Here is a 19313-nt window from a genome sequence, read left to right as displayed (position 1 = left end):
GTTTGTTTTATGGTTATTGACTATATCGTCATCGCCGGTTACTTCATTCTGGTTCTGGCCGTTGGTTTTTCTTTCACCAAAATGGCTAAGCATTCCACCAGCGATTATTTTCGCGGTGGCGGTCGTATGCTTTGGTGGATGGTGGGCTCGACGGCGTTTATGGCGCAGTTCTCGGCCTGGACCTTTACCGGCGGTGCGGGTAAAGCCTTCTCTGATGGGTTTGCCATTTGCCTGGTATTTTTTGCTAATACCGTTGCGTACTTTTGTGGTTGGGCGTTCTTTAGTCATCGTTTTCGCCAGATGCGAGTGGATACCCCATCGCAAGCGATTAAGCGACGTTTTGGCGACCAGAATGAGACGTTCTTTTCTTGGGCGCTGATTGTCTTTAGCTTTATTAACGCTGGTGTTTGGCTCAATGCCTTGGGGGTGTTTGCCAGTGCCGTATTCGAGGCTGATATCGCTATAACGATTATCGCCACTGGGCTTACAGTGTTGTTTATTTCGGTGCTGTCGGGTTCCTGGGGCGTGGTCGCTTCAGATTTTGTGCAGACGTTAATCGTCGCAGTGGTATCGGTTGCCTGTGCGGTGGTGGCTCTGGTCAAAGTGGGAGGGCCGGTGGAGCTGGTCAGCAACTTCCCTGGTGGTTTTTTGATGGGGCCGGATATGAACTACGGCCTTATTCTGGTGGGCACCTTTGTTTTCTTTCTTGCAAAACAATTAATTACCATCATGAATATGCATGACTCCTTTCGGTTTTTGAATGCCAAGGATTCAGACAATGCGCGTAAGGCCTCATTGCTTGCAATGGTCTTGATGGGGGTGGGTAGTATTATTTGGTTTATTCCCCCTTGGGCGGCCGCCATCCTCTACCCAGATGCCGCAACAGCTTACTCACAGCTTGGTGATAAAGCGGAAGATGCGGTGTACTTGGTGTTTACCCGCAATGCGATGCCTGTAGGTACCGTTGGCTTACTTATGGCGGGGCTGTTTGCAGCGTCTATGTCGTCAATGGATTCGGCTCTGAACAAAAATGCTGGTATTTTTGTGCGCAGTATCTATCAGCCGTTTCTTAAACGTCGCGGTCGTGTGTCCGAAGATAAAAAACTACTAAAAGTCAGCCGCTGGGTGAGTCTAGTCAACGGCATACTGGTTATTGCCGTGGCGCTTTATTTTAAGTCGTTGCAAGAGCTGAGTCTTTTCGAGCTGATGATGTCCGTCTCAACCATGATACAAGTACCACTGATGATTCCTTTGGTGTTGGGTTTGATTATCCGTAAAACTCCGCAATGGGCGCCCTGGGTAACGGTTGGTTTAGGGATGTGTGTCTCTTGGTTCGTGGCGAATCTTTTTACCGCACACGTTTTTGCCGACATGCTGGGAATGCCTGCGCTTACCGATCGCGAGGCAGTGGATATTAATCTGATGATCACGCTGGCCGGTCACATTGTGATTACCGCGGGCTTCTTTTGTGCGACAACCTTGTTCTACCGCGAAGAAACAGATCAATGCAAGGTGGAAACTGATAAGTTCTTTACCGACTTGGCAACGCCGGTCATCTCCGAACAAGGGCAGGATAACTACGATCGTCAGCAGCGCTTAAAGTTGGGTTTAATGATCAAAATTATGAGCGCCGGTATGTTGTTACTGGTGCTGATCCCCAACCCGCTGTGGGGACGGGTGATGTTTCTTGTCTGCGCTCTTATCATTTTTCTAATTGGCGTTATGTTACAAAAAAGCGCCAGCTCGCCACTAACCAACTCCAGTTCTGCTACGGCCTAAAGGTCGAGTAGAAAGTGCCTTGAGCAGGCTCTCTCTTGTGTTTGAGCCTGCTCCTTTTTATTTTCAATGATGGCAGTGTATGCCGCATTATAGTTTTCAATGCCTTTACCCTGATGCTAGGTGAACAGGATTTAACGTGAACAGCTCCGGTGATTACATAAAACAAAATCGCTCGCTGGCATGGCCATTGGCTTTTAATGCGCTCTTGGTACAGTCCATGCTGATGATTGACACCCTTTTGGTGGCATCGTTAGGGGAGTATTCGGTCGCCGCTATGGGTATTGCGACGACCATTATTACATTTGTACTGGGTGTTGAAATTGCTATAGGTAATGGCATTCAGATGTTAGTGGGCAAAGCCTATGGTTCGGGTAAAAAAACCGATTTAAAAGTTGCATTTTGGGCCGGATTATTAATTAACACGTTAACCGCACTGGTGTTTTTTATTGTGCTGCTATTGAGTAGTGCTGATTTGGTTAATTTGATTACAGACGACACCCACTTGGCGGATGCAACTCTAAGTTACTTAAATATTGCACAGTATGTGGTATTGGTGGCAGCTTATACACAAACCTGTACGGCATTTTACAACGGTGTGGGTAAGTCTAAGATTCCGTTAAACGGTTTTTTGCTTGAGATCCCTGTCAATATCGCTCTCAGCTACAGCCTAATTCACGGGCTGGGGGGATATTCCGGTATCGGGTTGCCGGGTGCGGCTTGGGGTAGTTTATTGGCGATTGTGGTTCGGGCGGTGTTTCTAACGGTGTCTTTGCGCTATGCAGCGTTTAGCGTGCGTTATCCACAGGGTCGTCCCTTTATGGCAGAGCTAAAGCCGCAGTTCGATGTGATTTACCCGATAGCGGCCAATTTTATTATTTTATCGATCGGGGCGACAGTCTATCAGTTGTTGTTCGCGCAGTTGTCTGTTTACTCCTTTGCTGCCATCACGTTAATTTTCCCCTGGTTGCGGGCAGGCACTCAGCTTACCAACGCCTGGGCGCAAGCGTCGGCTATTACCATCAGCCAAGCGTTGGGTAAGCGCCATGCGAGCGCGGTCAGAGATTTTATTCCAGCTTCGACCAAAGTGGGTATGAGTTTGTCAGTCGTTGTCGCGTTGCTGTTTTTGGTGCTTAGCCAGTGTTTGGGGTTTATCTACCCCAACGTTGCGCCGCAAACGCAGCAGGCTTTACTGCTTATTGCACCGCTCTATATTGTGCTGCCGGTGGTGCGTGCCTACAACACGCTAGCGGGTAATATGTTGCGAGCATTAGGGCACAGCTCGTGTGTTCTTAAAATTCATTTTTACACCCAGTGGATGGTCTCTTTACCGCTATGTGCGCTGCTTGTGATTGTGTTTGATATTTCGGTGTTCTGGGCTTTCGCTATTATTCCACTGGAGGAAGCACTAAAAATATTTCCCTTTTACCATTATAAAAAACGATCGACGGTGCAGTTGAGTAAGGCGCTGGCGTGTTAACTGTAAACTCTGCAAAAAGGACGAACGATGATTATATATAGAATGATAAAACACACACTGATCCTTGTTGCCGCATCTGTGTGTCTGGTCAGTTGTGTTAATAAACCGCAGCACGCCAGTGTCACTTTGATACACGGTGTGGATGAGTCTGCTGGAGGCCTGCCCGCCTATATCGTCAAGATTCGCAATGCGACCTTTTATTTAGAAAAAACCGGTGGCGGTTTGTCGAGTATGTTAGATAGCGATGGTGTCGATTGGATAGGCTTTAGTAATGAGGCCGGCTCTGGCTGGAAGGGCGAGTATAGGGGATTCCCCAACGCCATTCATAAGCAAGATGGAAATTACTTCCACGCTATGAATGCCAATACGGATAAATCATCGTCTATTGTTAAAATTAATACCGATGATCATGTTCGCATTGTTTTTACCTCGGCCAATGGCAAGTGGCAGGGGCGATGGGATTTTTACTCTGATCGTTGCGATTTCACCATGACCAAGGTAAGCCCCGGTCATAAGTATTGGATTCAGTACGAGGGTGTTCCTGGTGGCGAGATGGATGACGAAGATTATTGGTACAACTCGGCGAGTTCGGCTAAGCATTCGATTAACGAATCGTTTAAGGGTGATTTACCTGCGCCGGAGTGGTATGCCTTTGGCGATGCAAATAGCTCGCGGGTGCTCTTTATGTTGCATCATGAGGACGATAAGAATCCGGACGATTACGTCAGTCGTCCTGACATGACCGTTTTGGGCTTTGGTCGCAGAGATAAAAATAAATATATAACCGAACCGAATACTTTTTCCATAGGTTTTATAGAGACTATCGATTATTTAACAATAGACCGCTCAATAAAACAAATTGTCGAGTAATCATTTTTTCGCGAGTAATAATGAGGATTTAAGGTATAAAAAGTAACGTTGTATTTATAATTCTGGGGTGTATCTATAATGCCCCGTTATTTTGTAAGAGAACAGCATATCTTCTAATGTTGGGCCTGCGCCAATATTATGAACAATCAGTGGGTTGCCTGTGATGTCAGATACTTTATTGCTGACAACACCAATGTGCGGAAGATTTCCTGCAAGGCTCCATGTGACAATATCGCCGGCAAGGTAAGAATCTTTGTCCAGAGATATCTGCAGTGAATTTCCGTGTCTAGTGAAATAAGTTTGTAAGTTGGGAACCCGGCGATGATCGATGTTTTTATCTGTGGTGCTAAGCCCCCAAATCCGTTTTGACGGGTAGAGGGAGAAGTTTTTAGCCATATCCTCGTGGACAAGTGCCTGCAGGTCAACGCCAATAGCTCGGTAGGATCTGATAATAACGTCGGTACAAACTCCTATATTGGAAGGTACATCGCCATTGGGGTAGGAAATAGCGTGGTAAGATCCATCATATTCAACCTGGTGTCGGGTCCGCTCTATGGCGGCATTAACCAAGTCACTTGCGATACTTGAGCCAAATAAATTGTGAGAATAAAAAATAGTAAATATCAGTAAGAATTTCATTATTATCACTTATAAAAATGTAGTGTGTTTGTCGTTATTTACGGTAATAGGCGCAGTGTCGAATCTAGCCTTAAGTTATAACCATTAGCAACTTTATAGTCGCGTTAGGCTTAATGTGGCCATGATTCGGATTATGCTAGGTTCCGCAGTTTAACTTCCAGGGGACGCCAAACTGGTCAACAACGATTCCATAACATGAAGACCAAAATGTTTTTTGAGGAGGGAAAATAACATCGCCACCTACTTCGAGTGCGCTGAACGCCGATTTAACTTGTGCATCTGTTGTTAGACTAAGTAATACATAAAATCCTGTTGGTCGTTGATATTGCTCTGGAGCAAGATCCGCACCTGCCAGTTCAACACCGTGAATTGAAATATTGGCATGGATAATTTCGTCTTGTCGAGCCCCCGGAATGCTCGATGACGCTGGTGAATCCCTAAAGCTAAGCATAGTGCCAATATTGCCACCCAGGTGCTTTGAGTAAAATTCGAAAGCTTCCCGGCATTGCCCACAGAAATCTATATGAAAGGATAGGGACATTATTGTTCCTTAATGATGAGCGTTTTATAAGCCGGGCCAGAATTTGTTTATTCTACGTAAGTCGCTTTCAACTTTCTCTGCTTTATTTATTCTAAGCACTTTTTTAACTCATCACCTAAAGCATCCCAGTCCAGCGGTTGGTGGTGAATAATTTCTAACCGGCTGTCTTCGCACTCGTCCAGCTCCAGCATTTTAACCACACCATCGGCGAGGTTGAGGCCGATGATGCCTTGATCGGTAATCAGTACCGCTTTTAGGCGGTCGCAAGTTAAGCCGTTTACCCAATTGAATAGCGGCCCTAAGGCAAATACGTTGGCGGGATGAATGACCCAGCCGGCACTGAAGTACCCTTGCCCCTGATGTTGTTTACTGAGGATCGGCTGCTCGAGGGTTGGTGTAGGCAGCGTCGCTGCCGGGTAATTACTGCTGTGGTGATGGCTGGGCTCGGGTAACGGGCTGTGTTGTTGATGCGTGCCATCTAACCAGTGTGGCTGCAGCTGGCCTTGCTTAATTTGCACCAGTGGGCGCTGTTGCAGTTGCCACTGTTCAAGCTGTTGCTGCATGACGGTTAACTGCTCATCACTGGCCAAGTCCACTTTGCTAATGACCAGTACATCGGCAACCTCTAACTGTTGGCGAAAGGTTTCGTGTTCTAGGTGCCTGTTGCTCACAAAATGGCGGGGGTCGATAAGCGTTAAGCAGGCTTTTAGCTTGAGTGATTGTTGGAAGTGGTCGTTGAGTGTTTGCAGTATCTCGACTGGATGGCCTAGGCCGGTGGGTTCAATAATTAGCCGGTCAAAATCTTGACTGCGTAATAATTGAGTTAACCCTACTTGCATGGGCAAGCCTGCAACACAACACATACAGCCACCGGGAATCTCTTTAACGGCGGTGCCGTCATCGCGCAGTAAAGCGCCATCAATACCAATTTCGCCAAATTCGTTGACCAAGATGGCCCAGCGCTCGGCTTGTGGCTTTTGCTGTAATAGGTGCCGAATGACGGTGGTTTTACCTACACCGAGAAAGCCAGTGATGATATTGGTGGGTATTAGCGAAGACATAAGTAGTTAGGCTGCAAGTAGGTTAAAGGTTATGGCGCTGCGTACATAGTGTTGAATGGGTTGCGCCATTTGCTGGGGGCGGTGCTTTAATCGCAAACATTATATGGGCGGTGAAATTTCTAAAGATAAAGGGGATATTTTATTCGATAAGCTGGACTGAAGAATAAAAGTATTTTTATATCCGAGTTGTTTGATGGTTGGATCGGCTATGGTGGTCAAGGCGACTTTTCGGCTTAAAGAGAAATTATTGTCACAGTAGGTGACAACTCGACTCTCTTTAGACGGGATTACTTGCCTTAACGATTTTTCGGTAAGCTCTGTAGCAGGAATACTGATGGCGCCACTAATATGTGATTTCTCAAAATCGCTGCTAGAGCGTAAATCAATCAGGATGACAGTTTCCTCTTGCAGCCATTTAGAAACCAATTCGAAAGAGGCAATATTGGGTTGGTTGTTTAATGCAAAATCATAAAACTGTTTGGAATCTTGCGTTTTTTTTATACTTGCGTCTTCTTGTGCGTTTAGACCGTTTGTCAAAAACGTACAGGTTAAAAATATAATGGCTTCTCGAGAAATAGTCATTTTCATAAAGCTCCAAATAAACTGATAATAGTAATGGTTATCTTAGCGTTTGAGTGATTATTAAAAGCTAAGCTTACCGGCATCGGGTAGCTAATTAAATTTCAAGGGGCGTTAATCTAAAGCGTTGACTTAATCTCTGCTAGCGGACTTTCTCGTCGCTCGAGTCATCATTATTAAGTGTCGCACAATGGTTTTCGGTTTGATCTTTGTGTTTCTTTTTCTTTAATGATTCTTGATGATGAGAAAAATTATCCCCTTTAGCGAGGCGATCATAAAGTACTACATTAACGGTTGCCGCTAAGTTCATACAGCCTTCCGTTGGAATATAAACAATATCTTCACAGAAGTCGGTGATCTCTTTTTTTAAGGTTCCGTCTTCTGGGCCAAATATGTAGAAAGCTCTGGCTGGGTGTTTATAGCTGGTCAGTGATTTTGCTCCGGCGATTAAATCAACCGCAACGGGTACGCAACCTAAGGGAATAATATCTTTAAGTTCATTGACGCCAATGAGTGGTAATGTTTCGTAGATTTTTTGCGTATCGGTATAAAAAGGTTTGGCATGGTCATAACGTGTGCCCGTGTAGAACACGGAGTTAACGCCGTAGCATCCCGCGGCTCGCATAACTGAACCAACATTTTCGGGGGATTTTGGATTAAATAAGCCAATGCAGGCATAACTATTTGTCATAGAATTTATTTGCTGAGGTTAATGTATTGTTTAGAGGTTGCGAGTAATAAAAGCGTTTCTCTATCGGCTGCCTTAACGCTGAGCCTTATTCTCCAAAATCTAGAGGCTTGGTTTTATGTGCCCGCCCTCTGCTGATTATATCGCACCGCTAGAGCTTGGCTTTTTAATAAATTGTCATTTGTCATGCTGGGGCGGTGTTCTATTTAGGTTTGAAAAAAGAGCCACTCTTTTGCGATTTGTACAGTATTACGCCAGTGCGTGGAATGCAACCGACGGGTGTTACCTAGGTTGCTTCGTACTTAATGCCTTGGTTGTGCGGTGGTAGGCGCTCTTTGCTTGGCAGGCTTGGTAGCGATTTTAATGATGGTGTACCGCTTCACTCGGAGATACCTATTCGCTTGATGTCAGGATTGTTATGTTATAACATAATGCGATCTAGAATTGTCTTCGTTCATTTATCTAAGTTTATCTGTGGTTTGGGGGTTGTGTTGAAACGGTCTTTGTTGTTTGCGAGTTGTGTATTGCTGCCGTGCTGGGCGAGTGCCGCCACTATTCAAGGTGTGGTACTGAATGCGGATGGGGCGCCGGTAAGTGACGCCGCGGTTGAAGTGGTGGGCACGCGCACAAGCTCCACGACTAATACTCAAGGTGAGTTTGTGCTGGAGGATCTGTCCAGCCAAGACGTGGAGTTGCACGTAAAAGCGCCCAGGTTTATGCACAAGAATGTTCATGTGCACGGTGGGGATGATCCATTGCAGATCATTCTCGATGAAACCGTTATGGAAATTGTTGATGTGACCGGTATGCCCTGGCACATCTCACAGTTAGAGTCCGCTTCGCCAGTCTCGGTGCTCAGTGGTGACGCATTGCGCGATGCGCAATCGGCTACTTTAGGCGATACCCTTAATAAGCAGGTAGGGGTGCACTCGAGCTACTATGGTCCAGTGGCTGGCAGCCCAATCATTCGCGGCTTATCGGGGCCGCGCGTATTGGTGGCGCAAAACGGCTTAGACGTTGGCGATGTATCGCGCTCGGGCCCAGATCACGCGGTAACTGGTGAAGCGACAACAGCTCGTCAGGTGGAAATTATGCGCGGCCCGGCCACCTTGTTTTACGGTAATGGTGCCATTGGTGGTGTAGTTAACGTGGTTGATGATCGTGTTCCACAAGATGCCGAAACCTTCGGTCAGTGGCAATTAGAATACAACGGCGCTAACAACGAGCCGGTGATAGAAGGGAGCGCTAACGTCGCACTGAGCGATCAGTTTGCGGTGCACGTAGACGGTTTTTGGCGCGAGGCCGAGGATATAGATGTTCCCGGCTATGCCGAGCTAGAGCCTGACGGTGATGCCGCTTATGGCGTATTAGAAAACTCTGCTTACGACAGTCAAGGCGCGACTCTCGGTGGTAGCTACATTAGCGACATGGGTTTTACCGGTATTAGTGTCGGTCGTATCGAGCGCACCTACGGAATTCCCGGTCATAGCCATGACGGTGTGGCGGTACAGGCTGAGCTCGAGCAAGACCGGGTCCAGCTGGTGAGCGAGTATAGCTTTGACCACAGTGTTTTTTCTGAAGCACGTTTTCGCTACGGCTATACCGATTATCAGCATCAAGAGCTGGAAGGTGATGCGATTGGCACGACCTTTGAGAAAGAGCTGCACGAAGCACGTTTAGATGTGTTTCATCAGCCGTTTTCTGAGTGGCGCGGAGCTGTAAGCTTGCACTTTAAACAAGAAGACTCCCAGGCGCAGGGCGAAGAGGCCTTTACGCCTCCATCGGTAACAGACTCTTACGCACTGGCGGTGATGGAAGAAAAGCACTTTGGCGACTGGCTAGTGCAGTTGGGCGGTCGGATTGAGTGGATTGAGGTTGATGCCCAAGACGTGCGTTTAGACTCTGAGGGTGAGCGTGGTTTGTACCGCATCGAACAAGAGTTTATGCCTTACAGCGTCTCGCTGGGAACTGTGTGGGACTTTACCGAAGGGTATAACCTTGGCATTAACCTCACCCACGCTCAGCGCGCGCCATCGGCTACCGAGGCGTTTTCGTTTGGCCCTCATATCGGGGCTGGCAGCTATGAGGTGGGCTCTATGTTTGACATCGTCGCCAATGATCATGGCGATTGGGTCGTGAATTTTGCCGAAGAACCAGTGGAGCTTGAAACTTCGAATAACATTGATATTTCGCTGCGTAAATTCATTGGTAATATCGGCTTTGTCGTAGGCGCCTTCTACAATCAGGTAGACGATTTTTACTACGCTCGTGCCACCGGGCTTGAGGCAGATAGTGGCCACGATCATGACCATGAAGAAGAACATGATCATGACCATGAAGAAGAGCACGACGAGCATGAGGACGAGGAGTTGCTGCCGGCGTATCAGTTTACCGCTGCCGACGCCGAGCTCTACGGGTTTGAAGGTGAGTTGCATTGGCAAGTGAATGACCCACTGCTGTTACGCATTACCACCGACTACACTCGAGCCACTTTGCGCAGTGGCGGCAATTTGCCTCGTATCCCGCCTATGCGCGCAGGTTTTGTGGCCGAGTATGAAGTTGGTTCGTGGTACTTAAATGCCAGCGCTACTCACTACTTTGAGGCAGATAACACTGCCGAGTTGGAAACCACTACAGACGCTTACACCTGGGTTGATGCGGAAGTGCGTTACACCCTGCCAGTATTGGGCGGAGTGAACGTCTATCTGCGAGGCGACAACCTGCTGAATGAAACCGCCCGTGTTCATAGCTCCTTTATTAAAGACATCGCACCGCGTGCCGCACGTTCGGTATCCGCAGGTATTCGCGCTTCTTTCTAATTCAACGATTAAGTTAAGGACATCTCAATGCAAAAAATTTCAAAATTTAACCCGTTATTTGCTGCTTTTTTAGTGTTAGCTCTAACTGCCTGTGGTGATAACGAAACCAATATTTATGCACAAGATGTGGCCGAGCCGGGTCACGAAGATCACGATCATGAAGAAGATGAACATGATCACGATCATGAAGAAGATGAGCACGACCACGAAGAAGATGAACATGATCACGAGGACGAACTCAGCGCTGCGCGTTTGCTGTTGATAGAAGCCGGCACCGATACGGTTCATGTTTTTGAGGCGAGCGATGGCGATGAAGTGGCCGAGCTGACACTGCCAGCCGCCGTTAGTTATGTCTACCCGATGCAAGGCTATCGCTACGCGGCATTTATCCACCGCGATGACAACTGGGTAAGCTTTGTCGATGGCGGTGTTTGGGTTGAAGATCACGGCGATCACGACCACCCGTACGCCGAAGCGCCACAGCTAATGGATTTTGCTTTGGATGGCGTTAAACCTACGCACTTTACCCTTGGCGATGCCGGTGCTGCAGTATTTTACGACGGCAATGGTGATACCGCCGATGTTGCCGGCGTTGTGACCTTTAGCGATGCAACTATTGCTGAGAATGGTTTAGAAAATGCTCTGCAATTTACCACCCATATGCACGGTGCGGCGCAATTGCGTGGCGAGCATGTATTGGCCACCGAGCGCGATGCAGCCACCAGCAGTACATTGCCTGCCGCGGTAGGTTTGTATCACCTGCATGGAGGATTGTACGAGCACGAGCTTACCTTTGCTGAGCCTTGTCCTGGTTTGCACGGCAGCGCGCAAAGTGAAGATGCGATCTTTTTTGGCTGTGAAGACGGCGTGTTACTTATTGATGAGCCGAGCGATTTTAGCGCAACCAAAATAACCAATGCCGATGACTTTACCGATGGCATGCGAGTTGGCACTTTGCGTGCGCACCACCATGTCGCGCAAGCAGTAGCGATTGCCTCGGGTAAGTTTTATCTGGCCGACCCGTCCCAAGCTCAGTTGCAGCCACTGGGGGTGAGTATGCCGGAAGGTGTCAGCGCGGTTAGCTACGAGTTTGTATTGGGTGGCGAGGCGTTTGCTATTTTGCAGTCCGATGGCGCGTTAGTGCTGCTGGATGCGCACGACTGGTCCGAGCAGGCCCGAATTCAGGTGTTGACCAGCCCCGCTGCCGATGCACTAACGCTTATCGTACAACCCGAAGGTCATATGGCTTACGTGCTTAACAGCGCCGACCAGCAAGTGATACCGGTAGACTTAGAGGATGCTGTGAGCGCCGACGCCTGGTCGCTCGACTTTGCTCCGGCCGGTGGTGTTTGGTTGGGGGTAGCAACCGAGGAGCACGATCACTAACCTGTCGACTTTAATTAGTGGTCATACGCTTAGGCCCCCTGATTGATATTAGGGGGCTTTTTTATGTGCGCAACACTCGATCAGGTTTGTCGTTAAATTTAACGTTTGTTACACTAGCCACAAGCGCTTGGGGCGCTTTGCACCAGCCTCATAACATGGCGTCTTTTGCCGTTCGCACCACGCTGTGCGCTCACAGACTAACGGTCACCCCTGTAATAGCTAAATTCTACACGAGTAAACACACGCGAGACGCTTGGCTCTCTTGTTGTTTTGTGTGCTTTTGTCGGCGCAGCTTTCGCACTGAAAACGAGGATATTCATGAAGCACGTTAGCCGGCGGGATCCTAATCGCTTATCGCAACAGCTAGCCGATATCTGCCAGTGGACGGGGGCGAGTGAGCCCTTAACGCCGGCCGAGCTCTTGCCGTTATTGGAGTGGGATAAGCTTAGTTGGGATTCTTTTAAGGCTCAGTTTCCTCGCGCCGATGCACAGTCTTTAGTGGCTGTGTGGATCTTGCGCGCGCTGCAAGAAAATATTGATGTTGATCGTGCTCTCGGCGATCGGGTGCGCCGCTTACAAGCGGCGTTACTAACCACGTTAACCGCAGCAGATGCCGTGCGAGTTTGGTGCCTTGCCGAATGGTGCGAGCAGCTCGACCGTTTATGCTTTCATTGGCAGAGCTGGTATCCCGCGCTGGGGCGTTTGGGGGAGCGCTTTTTGGCGCGCACCGATGATTTGTTAACGGTATTGGAATCGCGCTCGGCAGATGAAGCTTTAGTGGCGCTGCAAGATTTTAATCGTCGTGCCGATAAAGATTTAGATCGCGCGGCTATGTTGGCGTGCCGTATTCGAGAATCCGAGCTGGGGCAGCAAAGTGTTGCCAATGCCCATCGCGAGGTGGTCGCCTACCTTAATAGTCATCTTGCTGGGTGCAGCTTGCCCGAGCCTATATATGAGTTTGTTATCGGCTCCATTCGGCCCGCATTACAGTACTACCTGATCAATGACGAGCGCGATTCGTGGCAGCTGTGGGCCGACAGTATTAGAGATTTAGTGGGTTGTTTAAAACCGGTTAAAACCGCCGAGCAGTGGCAACGTTTCCATCAAAATGCAGCTACTTTTGTCGCTCGTCTAAGCACCGAAAAACCACCGCATAATTGTATCTTTGAGCATTATCATCAGTTTGTCACCGATGTAACTATTTGCGTCGATCAACTCAGCTCCGATAAAGCCCCCGAGATGATTCTGGTTCCGCCGTTGTTTGCTGCTCGGAACTCAGAAAAATCGGCGGCTGTGCGGACCGAACCCCACCCCCGAGACTTAGAGCCGCACGGATTTGAATGTGGCGATTGGTTGGCCTATCGCACCCAGCGCGAAGGCGTACTGCGCTGTCAGTTTTTGCTGCAACCGCCTAATAGCCACGAGCTTTTGTTCGTCAATCGTGAGGGGCATCGGGTGCTCACCGCCCCAGTGGGACGTATCCTTGATTGTTTGGCGACGGGTGAAGCGCGCCGTATGTTACCAGTACACGCTTACACCACCGCGTTAAATACCGCGACGGCAAGATTGGAATATGCCTACTCGGAGCTTGCCTGCCAGCGCCGAGTCGAGGAGCAATTAGAGCAGCAGCGCCAAGAGCGCAATGAGCGTTTACGAGCAGCCCGTGAGCATGATCGCAAGCTGCGTAAAGCGGCGGATCGAGCCGATCGAATCAAGGCAATGTTAGAGCAAAAGCAGCGGCTCCAGCGTGAACAACTGGCCATTAAGCGCCAGCGCGAAGAGGCCGAACAAGCCTTAGCAGAACAGCGTTTACAAAGTGCGTTGACAGAAGTAGCAGCGTTAACCGTCGGCAGTTGGGCCGAGTTGCGTTTGGATGAGGGCACAAGCGTTAAGTGTGAATTGGCGATGCTATTGCAGTCGACGGATAAATACGTCTTTCACGATCATTTGGGAAGACCTATCACTACGCTGCCTCGCCAGCAGTTAGCACAAATGCTGGTGGCCGGGCACGCGGTTTTCTTTCAGCCCGCCTTGGGTTTTGATAGCCGTTTAGAAAGTATCGTACAAGGGCAGCGTCGATCTGGGTGAGTACTGGCTGCACTTACGATGAGTTTGGTGGTGGCGAGCAATCGCACTATACTGACCCCTTATACCTCCACGATAGGGTGAGAAAATGGATCTGGACAAGATTGAAAAACTCAACGAGTTAAAAGAAAAAGGCCTGATTAGCGAGCAAGAATACAACGAGGCTAAAGCCAAGGCGCTGGGCAGCAACTCGTCCACCGGCTCTGACATAATGGGCGACATGGATAACCGCACTTACAGTATGTTGTTGCATTTTTCTCAGCTGAGCGGTTATGTGCTACCCATGTTTGGCTGGATAGTACCGCTGGTTTTATGGATGTTGAAGCGCGACGATCCGTATATTGATCAGCAGGGCAAGGTGGTGTTTAACTGGATTATCAGCTCTTTTATCTATTTCATTATTTGTTTTATTTTACTCTTTGTCGTTATCGGCGCCTTTTTGATGGCGGCGCTGGCAATTGCCTCCATCGTCTTTATTGTGCTTGGCGCCATTCGCGCTAAAGATGGCGGGATACAAAACTATCCCATGAGCATCGGTTTTTTCCGCGTAGAGCCAACCCCGGTTACTAAAAAAGAACCATAAGTCTTGTTATAATAGTAGTGTCTTTATAGCGGCGCAGCGCCCGAGCGGTAACGCAGGTGTTGCGCCGTTAGTGGTTTCTCTGGGGGCAGAGCTAAGCCTGTAGTCGCAATAATTAACGTGGCACAGCGCTGGACGATTGGTGTACAATCGCGCCTTCTTTTTTCCCGATTTTATTAGTCTTGGTAGTTCCGCCTGCTCGACAATGCTGTGCCCTTGTCGTCTTTGGTGCTCTGCCGTTTAGCGTAGGAAGTGTCCATGTTTGATAAAGACCAGACCATTGCAAGCTTTGACCCGGAGATCTGGGCGTCTATCGAGAACGAAAGTCGCCGCCAGGAAGATCACATCGAGCTGATCGCCTCAGAAAACTACACCAGCCCCATGGTTATGGCCGCGCAGGGCACTAAGCTGACCAACAAGTACGCCGAAGGGTATCCGGGCAAGCGTTATTACGGTGGCTGTGAATACGTCGACCGCAGCGAGCAGCTGGCCATAGACCGTGCCTGTGAGTTGTTTGGCGCCGCTTACGCCAACGTTCAGCCGCACTCCGGCTCGCAAGCTAATACAGCCGTTTACGCCGCACTTTGTGCCCCTGGCGATACCGTGTTGGGCATGAGCTTGGCCCACGGTGGCCACTTAACCCACGGCGCTAAAGTGAGTTTTTCGGGCAAAATATACAACTCTGTACAGTACGGCATCAACACCGAAACCGGTCTGATCGATTTTGCCGAAGTCGAGCAGTTGGCGTTAGAGCACAAACCTAAGATGATCGTTGCTGGTTTCTCGGCTTACTCGCAAGTTATCGATTGGGCTAAGTTTCGCGAAATCGCCGATAAAGTAGGCGCTTACTTACTGGTTGATATGGCTCACGTAGCCGGTTTGGTTGCTGCAGGTGTTTACCCCAACCCAATGCCGCACGCCCATGTCGTCACCTCGACCACCCACAAAACCTTGCGCGGTCCACGCGGCGGCTTGATTTTGGCAGGTAGCGATGAAGACATTCAAAAGAAGCTTAACTCGGCCGTATTCCCAGGTGGCCAAGGTGGCCCATTAATGCATGTGATTGCCGCTAAAGCGATCAGCTTTAAAGAGGCCATGAGCGATGAGTACAAAGCCTACCAAAAGCAAGTGGTTAAAAACGCCAAGGCGATGGCCAAAGTGTTTATCGAACGCGGCCTAGATGTAGTCTCTGGCGGCACCGAGAACCACCTAATGTTGGTCAGCCTGATCGGTAAAGAGTACTCGGGTAAAGACGCCGATGCCGCACTGGGCGAAGCTAACATCACGGTTAACAAAAACGCCGTGCCTAACGATCCACGCTCGCCGTTTGTCACCAGTGGTTTGCGTGTTGGTACGCCGGCCATTACGACTCGCGGCTTTGGTGAGACCGAAAGCACCGATTTGGCACACTGGATGTGTGACGTATTGGACGGACTAGAAAACGGCAACGCTGAAGCGGTAATTGCCGAAGTTAAGCAAAAAGTATTAAACGTTTGTGCTAAGTTTCCAGTCTATGGCAGCTGAGTTTTAAACGAGTAACCATAAAAAAGGCAGCTTAAAGGCTGCCTTTTTTGTGTTTGGTTATTATGATTTAGTGGTCCATGGCTTGACAGGGAGACGGATTGAGCCAAACTTGTTGAGTATTTTTCATCAAAAGGAGTTTGAGTATGTACAACAAGGTTACGTGTTCTCAGTTTAAATTGGCACGGCGGTTATTAACGCTACTTATATTGCCTGCAGTAGCGCTCGCAGATACAACCCCAGCCCCAGCCCCTCCAATGCCAGTCCCACTTAGCTGTGCTTTGCCTGTTCAGGCACCGTCGCCGGATGGTTCTTTGACCGCTTTTTCTGATTTCTCATGGCTGCAATTTGTGGCGCTTAATTGGCCTGCAGGTGCACAGCGCGGTGTGCCGGATTGTACGGCGGCGTTTGGCTCTAGCGAAAAAACCGTCTGGCAAACCTACAAAACGACCGATCAATTATTTTTACCGAATGCCCTTGATCCCGGTCCGTGGGACGCGGGGGCCGTTATGCTGTTCACATTAGAACATCGCGCCAAGGCGCCGGCAGATTTGCCGGTGGAAGAGTCGGTGCGGCAGGCGGTGGGTGGCTGGCTAACCGACCAGCACGGCAATCCAACCTATTATTCGATTTCGGTAAACCGAGTCTCTTATGAGTATGTTGTTACCAACGGTTACTACAATGCTGACATTATAGCGGCGGCTGACAAGGTCAGCTTCCCGGAGGGGGCGCTGGAGGTAAAGGCTGCGTGGCGAATCCTGGTTGATAGCGATGATCACAGCCGATATCACACTATGACGGCGCAGGTCACGGAATACGACAGCGAGGGTAATAACACCGGTCGCACTCGTGAGGCGGTTGTGGGCATGGTGGGCATGCATGTTGTTTATCGGGCGCCAGGGTTTCCGCAGTGGACGTGGGCGACCTTTGAGCAAGTAGATAATACCGATGCCAGCCACGGCGTGCAGCCATCTTATTTCAACGAGAATTGTTCGGGGCCGCACTGTACCCCCAACGTTTCACCGTTAATTACCGGCGCACCTTTTACCGCGCCTAATCAGGTGACTCGGGTCACCGATTTGGACGATGAGGTGATAGCGGTTAATCAGGATTGGCAGGCGAGGGTCGAAGGAACGCCGTTTCAATATTACCGGCTAATTTCGCCCCAGTGGCCCACCGACCCTAGTGATCCTGGCAATCCACAGGGGTCGCCTTTTCCTAGTACCGTAGCCAATACTGTCTTAGAAAGTTATATCCAGCCGATTAGCAGCTGTATGGATTGTCATAGCACCGCAAGGGTGCCGGGTAATGCCACTAAATCCAACTACAGTTTTATTTTTCTGTTTGCGCAACAGCCGGCCAAAGCACAAGGAGAGTCGCAATGAGCTATTTAAACGGACCACGTATTAACTTCTACGGGGGCATTAGCATTAATGTCGATACCGCCAATAACGATCAGTACACAACCGATGGCAAGCCATTACTGGATTTGAATGACGCTTCGGTTTGCTCTGCGCAGTCGGACGACGACGTTATTGCCTACCTGCGAGAAGAGGTGAGTAACTCTAAAGGGCAGCCGTATTTTGTGCGCGGTGGTTGGAATTACTACGGTGATCACCAAGTGGTTTTACAGCAGGCTAAAGTCTCGTCCTCTGGTGCGCCGGGGGCTATGAATCAAACCGGCGGGCTGCAACATTTACCTGTGTATCTATTAGGTGGATTAGAGCCGGGAACCGGTAAAGGCCCATACGGTGGGGCGGTGATGGTGGATATCGATCCCACCAGTTCTGTCACCAGCCAAATTTATGCCGGTGGCTTTCAAATAGGCGGTGGCGATACACCGGCATTACTGGTGCAGGGTCACGCGGTTAGTCATTCGCGTTTGTTGGGGTTGCGTTATTCCACCAGTCGAGTGCAGCCACCTTATTTAACGCCGGGCTCGGCTTGGGCTAGTGGGACCTTTCAGCTGGCATTTCGTAAACAAGACATCGTCTCTTTTGACGACAGTGACCCAGTGTTAGCGGCGATCATCAATGATCCGCGCAGCCAAGGGTTGGTGGTTCGCTACAGCCTGTTTGAATGTTTTCCCGGTAACGATAGTGCCAGCGTACGCGCCGATTTAAAAGCAAATCAAAATAACGCTAACCCATCGTTGGGACGAGTCATCGGCAGTGTCGGTGCTTGGTATGCCGATGAGTTAGCAAGTGATCCTCTAGGACGATTACTGCCAAACGTTAAGCTAGGTGGTGCCCAGGGGTTGGCGTGGCTGGATGAGTCTGCGGCGCGATTGAGTTTAGATTTGGTGTCGGCACTTGAAGGCGACAATATTCGTAGCAACGGCCAGGCCAACACCGGCCCCATTGGCCCCAACCTTGATTATGGCAATTTAATAATCTCTGCCGGTGAGCGACAAATCGCCAGCGTGCCGTCAAACCCAGGCGGTTACTATGAGTGGGGCGGTTTGTACGATGTGGCGCTGAGTACCGAGGCGGTTGCGCTACTAAAAGCCCATCCGATACAAATCACTAGCGACAAAAATGATTTGCAGATTACGGAGTCACGCTTGCGCATCAGCAGCGATGCTCGAAACTTGTATACCGATCCAAGCGATACCCGTAAAGCTGTGACTGTGCGAGTACACGAGCTGGGCGGGCCGTTGCTGACACCCGTTGTGTTGCAACTTTCCACCTCATCGCCTGGCACTTTAGAGGATGGTCAGTTTTTGGAGTTCCCCGCTACGGTACAAGTGCCTGCTGGAGCTACAGAGGTGACTATTGATCTAGAATTTAATGCGGGTAGCGGCTTTTCGCTGCTGGAGTTTAAAGCCGTGTGCGCCAGCGATTATCATATGGCGTTTAGGCGCTACCCAGAGCACGATTACAGCGCCCTTATTAATGCCGGCAATATTGCTTGGGCTGATGTCTATGAGCACTGTTTACGCTTTTTTTATGTACTCTTTCCTGCCATGTCTAAGCGTATCCCCCTGAATGATGAGGCGACTATTCAGGCCGTGGCGGGCGAGTTATTAAAGCGCATTGATGAGAGTTATCGCCCGACGACTCTTTATATGCCTCTGACTCGCGCTTTGTCTCCAGGTAAGGTTGCCTTGTTGCGGGCGTATTTAAATCAACTTAACGGCGATTAAGACGGCTCGTTAACGCGATCGGTTGTGTGTGCTGTTTAAAATTTAACCTTGCAACCACAGAGTAAACTCCATAGAATAGCGCGCCCTTAGAGTACGTGCATTTTGTGCGGTTTCTAAGTAAACGGCTTTCGGCCTGCTTTGCA

At 49.4% G+C, this 19313-nt stretch carries 15 protein-coding genes; 10 read left to right on the top strand and 5 right to left on the bottom strand.

Annotated features, from left to right (window positions below):
- The first annotated feature begins 9 nt into the window (after positions 1-9).
- From GILYN3_RS09460 to GILYN3_RS09450, 3 genes are all read left to right on the top strand, one after another.
- Entirely contained in the window at positions 10-1779 is a 1770-nt protein-coding gene (locus tag GILYN3_RS09460) for a sodium:solute symporter family transporter (RefSeq protein WP_049722754.1), read from the top strand.
- A gap of 136 nt (positions 1780-1915) precedes the next feature.
- Positions 1916-3256 carry an MATE family efflux transporter gene (locus tag GILYN3_RS09455; protein ID WP_049722753.1) on the top strand — a complete coding sequence of 447 codons (1341 nt, stop codon included), beginning with the start codon at positions 1916-1918 and terminating at the stop codon, positions 3254-3256.
- A 27-nt stretch (positions 3257-3283) separates the two neighbouring features.
- Positions 3284-4126 (top strand): hypothetical protein, encoded by an 843-nt coding sequence (locus GILYN3_RS09450; RefSeq protein ID WP_049722752.1) that lies wholly within the window; start codon positions 3284-3286, stop codon positions 4124-4126.
- 54 nt (positions 4127-4180) lie between these two features.
- Here GILYN3_RS09450 and GILYN3_RS09445 read toward each other — a convergent pair whose 3' ends face one another.
- The 5 genes from GILYN3_RS09445 to GILYN3_RS09425 form a co-directional block, all read right to left on the bottom strand.
- Positions 4181-4765: a DUF1287 domain-containing protein gene (locus GILYN3_RS09445; protein ID WP_049722751.1), complete on the bottom strand. Its 585-nt coding sequence runs from the start codon at positions 4763-4765 to the stop codon at positions 4181-4183.
- Between the two features lie 136 nt (positions 4766-4901).
- A complete protein-coding gene (locus GILYN3_RS09440; protein ID WP_049722750.1) occupies positions 4902-5306 on the bottom strand; it encodes a VOC family protein in 405 nt (134 codons plus the stop codon).
- An 86-nt stretch (positions 5307-5392) separates the two neighbouring features.
- Positions 5393-6367 (bottom strand): CobW family GTP-binding protein, encoded by a 975-nt coding sequence (locus tag GILYN3_RS09435; protein ID WP_049722749.1) that lies wholly within the window; start codon positions 6365-6367, stop codon positions 5393-5395.
- Positions 6368-6466: 99 nt separating this feature from the next.
- Positions 6467-6955, bottom strand: a complete 489-nt coding sequence (locus GILYN3_RS09430; protein ID WP_049722748.1) for a rhodanese-like domain-containing protein — start codon at positions 6953-6955, stop codon at positions 6467-6469.
- Between the two features lie 133 nt (positions 6956-7088).
- The gene (locus GILYN3_RS09425; RefSeq protein ID WP_084005326.1) at positions 7089-7637 is read right to left on the bottom strand and encodes an RNA methyltransferase; all 549 of its coding nucleotides are present in this window, start codon (positions 7635-7637) and stop codon (positions 7089-7091) included.
- 485 nt (positions 7638-8122) lie between these two features.
- Between GILYN3_RS09425 and GILYN3_RS09420 the strand changes: the two genes are divergently transcribed.
- From GILYN3_RS09420 to GILYN3_RS09390, 7 genes are all read left to right on the top strand, one after another.
- Positions 8123-10453: a TonB-dependent receptor gene (locus GILYN3_RS09420; protein WP_232305557.1), complete on the top strand. Its 2331-nt coding sequence runs from the start codon at positions 8123-8125 to the stop codon at positions 10451-10453.
- 27 nt (positions 10454-10480) lie between these two features.
- Positions 10481-11839, top strand: a complete 1359-nt coding sequence (locus GILYN3_RS09415) for a hypothetical protein (RefSeq protein ID WP_049722746.1) — start codon at positions 10481-10483, stop codon at positions 11837-11839.
- Positions 11840-12157: 318 nt separating this feature from the next.
- Positions 12158-13927 carry a DUF1631 family protein gene (locus tag GILYN3_RS09410; RefSeq protein WP_049722745.1) on the top strand — a complete coding sequence of 590 codons (1770 nt, stop codon included), beginning with the start codon at positions 12158-12160 and terminating at the stop codon, positions 13925-13927.
- A gap of 85 nt (positions 13928-14012) precedes the next feature.
- Positions 14013-14507: a DUF4870 domain-containing protein gene (locus tag GILYN3_RS09405; protein WP_049722744.1), complete on the top strand. Its 495-nt coding sequence runs from the start codon at positions 14013-14015 to the stop codon at positions 14505-14507.
- A 255-nt stretch (positions 14508-14762) separates the two neighbouring features.
- Complete coding sequence (gene glyA / locus GILYN3_RS09400) at positions 14763-16028, top strand: serine hydroxymethyltransferase (RefSeq protein WP_049722743.1); 1266 nt, start codon at positions 14763-14765, stop codon at positions 16026-16028.
- A gap of 311 nt (positions 16029-16339) precedes the next feature.
- Positions 16340-17410 carry a hypothetical protein gene (locus GILYN3_RS09395; protein ID WP_157484911.1) on the top strand — a complete coding sequence of 357 codons (1071 nt, stop codon included), beginning with the start codon at positions 16340-16342 and terminating at the stop codon, positions 17408-17410.
- A complete protein-coding gene (locus GILYN3_RS09390; protein ID WP_049722741.1) occupies positions 17407-19170 on the top strand; it encodes a hypothetical protein in 1764 nt (587 codons plus the stop codon). The genes GILYN3_RS09395 and GILYN3_RS09390 overlap by 4 nt, the downstream gene beginning before the upstream one ends.
- The last annotated feature ends 143 nt before the right edge of the window (positions 19171-19313 follow it).

Source organism: Gilvimarinus polysaccharolyticus (assembly GCF_001187555.1).
Lineage (GTDB): Bacteria > Pseudomonadota > Gammaproteobacteria > Pseudomonadales > Cellvibrionaceae > Gilvimarinus > Gilvimarinus polysaccharolyticus.
This window is presented reverse-complemented; position numbering and strand designations above follow the sequence as displayed.